This is a genomic window from Okeania sp., from assembly GCF_035285525.1.
Taxonomy (GTDB): Bacteria; Cyanobacteriota; Cyanobacteriia; order Cyanobacteriales; family Microcoleaceae; genus Trichodesmium.
This window is the reverse complement of sequence record NZ_JAYKGW010000091.1, coordinates 1-7,543: the sequence shown is the minus strand read 5'-3', so window position 1 is coordinate 7,543 and position 7,543 is coordinate 1. Positions and strand designations below refer to the sequence as shown.

At 32.6% G+C, this 7,543-nt stretch carries 5 protein-coding genes; all 5 read right to left on the bottom strand.

All coding sequences use genetic code 11. From position 1 onward, the window contains the following. Positions 1–60: IS630 transposase-related protein (locus tag VKJ25_RS24545; protein WP_375340316.1), on the bottom strand; the 60-nt coding region annotated here is incomplete at its 3' end. A gap of 199 nt (positions 61–259) precedes the next feature. Then, complete coding sequence (locus VKJ25_RS08850) at positions 260–1,321, bottom strand: adenylate/guanylate cyclase domain-containing protein (RefSeq protein ID WP_324236262.1); 1,062 nt, start codon at positions 1,319–1,321, stop codon at positions 260–262. Further along, entirely contained in the window at positions 1,318–1,695 is a 378-nt protein-coding gene (locus tag VKJ25_RS08845; RefSeq protein WP_324236261.1) for a response regulator, read from the bottom strand. The genes VKJ25_RS08850 and VKJ25_RS08845 overlap by 4 nt, the downstream gene beginning before the upstream one ends. A gap of 796 nt (positions 1,696–2,491) precedes the next feature. Next, entirely contained in the window at positions 2,492–3,616 is a 1,125-nt protein-coding gene (locus VKJ25_RS08840) for an AI-2E family transporter (protein ID WP_324236260.1), read from the bottom strand. A gap of 431 nt (positions 3,617–4,047) precedes the next feature. Beyond that, on the bottom strand, positions 4,048–5,514 hold the full coding sequence (gene cysS, locus VKJ25_RS08835) for a cysteine--tRNA ligase (protein ID WP_324236259.1): 1,467 nt from the start codon (positions 5,512–5,514) through the stop codon (positions 4,048–4,050). Positions 5,515–7,543 lie beyond the last annotated feature (2,029 nt).

The window sequence follows — 7,543 nt, the reverse complement described above, 5'->3', positions numbered from 1 at the left end:
ACTTCCTCCGTTTTCTATATAATCAATGACTCTTGTTCGTAAATCTAGACTGTAAGACATTATTTAAAATGATTTATATTTTACTCTTTATATTGTACCACTCTTATTCAGAATGACTATAGTAATTGGCAAACTGTTCAAACTAAGTTAGAAATTACTTCTTCCTTCTTCCTTTTTAAATGCGTATTAGCTTATGGTTGGGTTGACGAAGGAAACCCAACCTACACTTATTGCTGATCACTGATAACTGATAACTGTTCTACTTCTTCCTTCTCCCCATAAGTAAATAAGTTCTCATTTTACCCTTACCCTTAATATCAATAATGCCTCTTTCCTGAAACGTATATTTGTCGGCAAGACAATTATAAGTATCTTCACTTACCTGAATCATACCAGGAATACCATCAGCTTCCATACGACTAGCTGTATTTACCGTATCTCCCCAAAGATCATAAGCAAATTTTTTCGTCCCAATAACTCCTGCTTCTACTGGCCCTGTATTAATACCAACGCGAATTTGTAAAGATTTACCCTGCTTCTCAGAAATTTCCTGGATTTGATGTAAAATTTCTAACGCCATTTCCGCGATCGCCTCTGGATGATCCTCTCTCGGAGTTGGCAGGCCACCCACAACCATATAAGCATCACCAATAGTTTTGATTTTCTCAAGTCCATATTTTTCGGCCAAGTCATCAAAGCAAGAGAAAATAGTGTTCAGTAATTCTACCAGTTCAGCGGGAGATAAATTGGCCGAAATTTTGGTAAACCCCACTAAATCAGCAAATAAAACTGTTACATTACTAAAGCTATCAGCTATAGTTTTTTCCCCTTTTTTTAACCTTTCGGCAATTAGTGCTGGTAAAATATTTAAAAGCAATTTTTCTGACTTTTCTTGTTCTTCAGCTAATCGCTTGATATAAGCTTTCTCCTGGTCTCGAAGTCGTTTCTTCTCCAAACCAGCGTTAATTCTAGCCTTCAATAATACTGGATTAAAAGGTTTATATAAATAGTCTTCAGCTCCCAGTTCAATGCAACGGACGACACTCTCAAGATCATCCACCGCAGAAATGATGATGACTGGGATATGGCGTAACTCTGGGTCAGCTTTAAGAATTTCCAGGACTTGATAACCATTCATTTCTGGCATCATAATATCTAATAATACTAAATCAAACTCCTGAGTCCTCATCATCTCTAAAGCTTCAAACCCATCAGATGCAGAATCTACGAGATGGCCTTGCCTTCTAACTCGCCGAGCTAAAAGGTGACGGTTAACATGATTATCATCTACAATCAGTAAGTTACCCCGGTCATTTTTCATTTCGTTGATTCTTTACCTATAAGATTTTTGATCTTATCTAATAGTCTGGGAAATTCTACTGGTTTTGTATCATAATCATCACATCCAGCTTGTAAACATTTTTCTCTGTCTCCTGTCATAGCATGAGCTGTAATTGCTATGACTGGTATATTTTGGGTTTGAGGGTTAGCTTTTATTTTTCTGGTTGCTTCCCATCCATCTAGTACAGGTAGACTCATATCCATTAAAATTAAATCTGGTGCTTCTGATATCGACATTTCCACACCTTCAGCACCATCAACAGCAATGACTACTTCAAATTTTTTACGAATGAGACGCCTAGACAACATATCCCGGTTCATCTCATTATCTTCTACTAAGAGAATCTTGACCATTGTCCTACCTTTGAGTAAGATTATTTTCGGATTTATTCGTTAATATAAGTTTTCTCTAGTATAGTCATACTATTTTGGGTTTGGCTGAAAAAGTTTTTTAGTAGCGCCAGGGAACTACTCCTTTCCCGGTGGAAGATTTCCTATAAGGTAGGTTGGGTTGTAGCTTGTTTACCCGTAGCGGTACGAAGTAAAACCCAACACAAACGTTGGGTTTCATACCTCAACCCAACCTACAATCTTTCGGTAATCTTAGAGGTTAATGGGAGTAGGTAATAAATTGTGCTAAGTGTTGTTGATGGTTTTTAATCAAGCTATAGCAATCTTATTTGATTCCTGTACAAAATTTCTTTTAGAGAATAGGGAACAGTTTGAGATTTTTTATTTACTTTTTGATTTGTTACAACCTATGCACGGATTGCTATATTATTATACACAATTAAAAAAATGATAATATATTTGCCACCTTTTAGTCAATCTTTGTCATTCTTGAGATTCTGTGATTTTTAATACTGAAAATATAGCAATCCTAAATAGTTTATAATAATTCAAAAACACAAAATTAAATTTGAGTAAAAAAACAGTTTTCAAGTCCTTAATTTATTAAAACTTCCTGTTGAAGATTTCAATTTTATAGCTAATAGCTGACAGCTAATAGCTAAATTTTTACGTTCATATATTGAGTTTTTGAGTTATATTTTTGATTTTCTCAAATATTTTAAAGTTACTATTAATTAAAAAGTTAAAGGGGACATCTCATTTTTGCAAAAACACTTTCTTCCTATTTCCTATTTCCTAATCAAGAAAGCATAGGTGGTGAATTATGATCCCCATTATTTGTGACTATTGATCGCATTTTTTCTGCTTCTAGTTTAGGTTTTAAATATAAATTTTCTACCAAAGCAGCACTGCCAGCAAACCAAGGTGGAATAATTAAAGCACCAATAATTCCTAATAATTGAATCCCTACTAAAACTGATAGTAATTGATACAGAGGATGTACTCCAACAGAAGAACCTACAAGTAAAGGATCGAGTACATAAGTCTCTATATTTTGAATAATATAGTACAAAATTATTACCCATAAAAACAACCATCCGCCTTTAGCAACAGCTACAATTAAAGCTGGAATTGCACCTAGAAATGGACCGATAAAAGGAATCAGGTTGGTAACACCAGCTATTGCTCCTAAACCTAGGGAAAAATCTTGCAATCCTAAAAATCCTAAACCAGTAGTTGTTGCTACACCTAAAATACCAGAAACTATAATTCTGCCCCTAATATAACTTCCCATTCTGTGAGTAACAGGAATAACTTGCTCTTCTAAACGTTTATCCCAAGGTTGAGGAAAAAGTTTGATTATACTGGTAATTAAAGTTTTATTATCAGATACCATATAACCTGAAATAAATAAGGCTAATATTAAACTAAGTACGCCTCCTACTACATCTTTGGTTAAACTATAAGAACGTAATAATAATTGTTGACTAGAACGAATTACCCAGCTTACTACAGATTTAGTATCAAAAAGTTGATCTATCCAATCAGGGGGATCTTGAAGTAAGGAGTTTACAAATTCTTCAAAATTATCACTGATACTCTCAGAAAATAATGGTAACTGTCGTAATAGTCTTTCTATTTGATCGAAGACTGGCGGACCAATGGTTAAGGCTACACTTATTAATCCTAAAATTAAGGTTAAGTAAACTATAATTACTCCGAACCAACGAGGCAGTTTTATTCTTTCTGTTATGTCTACTAATGGTGAAATTGATGCTGCTAAAACTACGGCAATCATCAATAATACGATTAGATTTCGTACTTCCCACAATATAATTAGTAGTAAAACACTGCTAATAATTAACAGTAGATTAGATAAAGAAATGGAAATTCTTTGTTCAGTTTTCATAGATAATATTTGCATAAATTATTAGTTAAAAAGGAAGAATTTTTGTAGTCTACCTTTGTGAAAACCGCTATAATTATTTATTTACAAAATCTGTTTGCGCAGCATTCCCCAGGAAATGCTTACTGAATAATTAATTTAATAATTAAATAATACAAGTATTCAGCAGTCAGTCATCAGCTAATAGCTTCATTATTTTTAGTTTATTAATTAGAGCTAGTCGCTATTGTGCTTCAATTCTCTAATTAAAAATATATTAGTATAGTAGAAGTTGAGCAAATGTTTGCTTGATTAATTTAAAAGCTGATGGCTGATAGTTAATAGGTGAATACTTACTAAATAATTAAATAATTCCGGCTAAAATCCTCCCATTTCCAGAGGAAAAAATTTGTTTTTTCCTTAAGGAAAAATCCTCTCCCTTTTAGGGATAAGTAATGATAAATTATTAATTAATTTCGATGCCAATTTGTTACACTACCAGGCTTATCTATTAATTTAATTCCTTGGTTTTGCAATTCATTTCTAATGCGGTCTGCTTCAGCATAATTTTTATCTTTTTTGGCTTCTAAACGTTGCTGAATTAAAGACTCAATTTCAGCATCACTTAAACCATCATAATTACTACTTATTTCTCCATCTAACTCAACTTCTAAACCTAATACTTGTGACAACTTTACCAGAGTAACCCATTGTTTTTTTAACTCTTCTAAAGATGTTTCAGTTTTCCCTTCATGTACTAAAACATTACCCTCTCGACGTAACTCTTTAGCTAATTCAAATAAAACAGCTAAAGCACCAGGAGTATTAATATCATCATCCATTGCTTTCTGGAATTTTTCCACTTGAGAAATTAATAAATTTGCCTCTTCAGATAAGGTTTGTTCTGGCATTTCCCATTCCAACTGCGAACCATATTGATAAGCAAATAACAAACCTTCCTTAATAGTATTCCAACCATTTTCAGCAGAAGCGATCGCCTCTTTAGTAAAGTCAATAGGTTTCCGATATTGGGCAGTTAAAACAAACATTCTGACAGCCATTGGGTCTACAGGTCTATCCAATAAATCCCGAATTGTGGTAAAATTTCCTAGGGACTTTGACATTTTTTCTCCATCAATGGTCACAAAACCATTATGGAGCCAATATTTAGCCAAAGATTTTCCTGTAGCAGCTTCCGACTGAGCAATTTCATTTTCATGGTGAGGAAAAATTAAGTCTGCTCCCCCAGCATGAATATCTATAGTTTCCCCCAAACAATCTCTTACCATCGCTGAACATTCAATATGCCAACCTGGCCTTCCTTTTCCCCAGGGAGACTCCCATGCAGGTTCCCCTATTTTTGCTGCTTTCCAGAGGGCAAAATCAAATGGGTCTTTCTTTTTTGTATCTGAATCTTCCGATTCTACTCTACCACTTGCCCCAGCTTGCATTTCTTCTAAACGACGGCCAGAGAGTTTCCCATATTCGGAAAACTGTCGGACTTGATAATAGACATCTCCTCCAGAAGGGTAAGCATAGCCTTTTTCTTCTAGATCGTGGATTAATCGTTTAATCCCATCTATTGCGTGAGTAGCTCTGGGATATTCGTCTGCTTCTAGGACATTTAAGCGTTTCATGTCCTCAAAGTATGTTTCGGTAAAACGTTCGGCCACGGACTCCATAGAAGTTCCGGTTTCTCTGGCCCGATTAAGAATTTTATCATCTATATCGGTAAAGTTTTGCACATATCGTACCTGATAACCTTGCCACATTAAATATCGGCGGATTGTATCCCATACTATATAGGAACGAGCATGACCTAAATGACAATAATCGTATACTGTAACGCCACAGATATACATTTTAATTTTGCCTGTTTCTAGAGATTCAAAGTTTTCTTCTTGGCGAGTTAGTGAGTTGTATAGTTTGAGAGTCATATAGTAATTTTAGATAGTTTTTTCTAATCTTAATTAGTAAGCATTTAGCCATTAATTATAGCAATCTTAAATAGGTTTTAATATTTTCTCTTAGGGGTTTGGTTTCCCAACCCTACAGTTTTTTTCACAAACAATTTATGATTACCATAATAATTATTAAATCATGATCTGGGAATAGGGAATTAGTTTTCTAGAATAATTAAAGGTAAGGTCATTTGAGTTATCGGTTAATATTCTGGCTAAACCCACAGGGTTGAAATACTAAAGTGTAAGCATTCAGCTATTAGCAGTTAGCAAAAGCGTAAGTAATGAATAATTTATTCTAAGGTTAAGAGACTTTACTTTTTTTATCGTAGAGGTTTGGTCTCCAAACCCATACCGTTTTTTTTCATAAACAATTTACGATTACCATAATAATTATTAAATTATTATCTGGTCATCAGGAATTAGTTTATTAAAATAATTTAAAAGTAAGATTATGAATTAAATTGGTTATCAACTAACCTTAGTAAGTTATTAAGTTCAAAAGCTGTTTGAGTAGCATTCCACAGAAAATACCAATAGTTGGATACTGACTAATTTTATAACAGTAAGTCGGGTGCATCTCATAGATCGCAAAAATACTTTTTTCGTCTTATTTATTCCATATCTGTTCCCAGTTAAGTGTTCCCTAAAAGCGTTCAGCAATTAACAATAAAAAATTAATAATTAATAATTACCCCTTCTTAAAATAAAGGGATTGATTAATCGTAATTTTTTTTATTTATGCCCTATCCAAGGGGAGGCTTCAAGGCGCGAATTGTTGAATGAATAATTATTGACTATAAATTCTTGATTATTAATTATTAACTATTAATTATTAATTGTTGGGTAATTTTTTGGCTTTATTCAAAGTTGATATCCGCCCAGTAGGTCAAAATATTAATTATTCATATCCCATTTTTCAGCTATTCCATAATTCAAGATATATAATGGCAATTACTATATTATAAACTTTTTATTTTGGGTGCATTTCATAGAGATAAAAATACTTTTTTCTATTGCTTATTGCCTTAATATTTATTCCCTCAAGGCGACATTTTTTTGGCTTTATTCAAAAGTAATAATTCAGTTATCAACTATTAGCTATGAGTTATTAATTTTTCCTGTTTGTCAGGATAAATTAATCTCCAAAAAGTGAAAGATAAATAAAAATATTTTCAGCTAATTTTAATTATTGTTGTAGATTTGCTGGACTATTAGCAGTTAGCAGTCAGCTAATAGCTGAATACTTAACTTCAAAGTTGAGATGCACCTTTTATGTTGACAACAATTTTTAAGTAACCATTTTCTAATAAATGCTGCGCAAGCAACATTCAGCTATCCGTTATTAATTGAAGATCCAGATCAAAACAACTGAGAAATTGAGAGAGAATTAAAAGTTACTCCTTAAATTAATCTCCTTTAATTGAATCATAAATTATTTATTATTTGCTGATAGCTGATAGCTGAATAGTTCAATAATAAGAATTACTATTTGAAGCCAAAAAATTATTATCAGGCGATCGCTCACCTATAAATAATTACTAAACTAGAAAATTTCCACCAAAAGTTAAGAGCTAATAAATATAAGTTGAGTTTTTTCATAAGTAATCACTAAACAAATAGATAAAGCTATTTATTTTTGACAATAATTTAGTTAATCTCTAAAAATCGGATTACTTGCTCTGAAGCCAAAAAATTATTATCAGGCGATCGCTCACCTATAAATAATTACTGAACTAGAAAATTTCCAGAAAAATTTCAAGACTAAAATAGGTTTAATTATTGCTTATGAAAAAACTCAACAAATAAATAGAGCCATTGATTTTTGACAATCGTTAATTTTTTTTAGTGATAGTGATGTTAAATAATCAGAATTAATATTTGTCTGGTCAAACTCAGTCAACTATAACTCAAAAATTTAATCAATGATCAATAAAACATCTCCTGGTGCTAATAACTATGTACCAGAAAAACCATCTCTAAAAATCGGATTACTTGCTCTGAA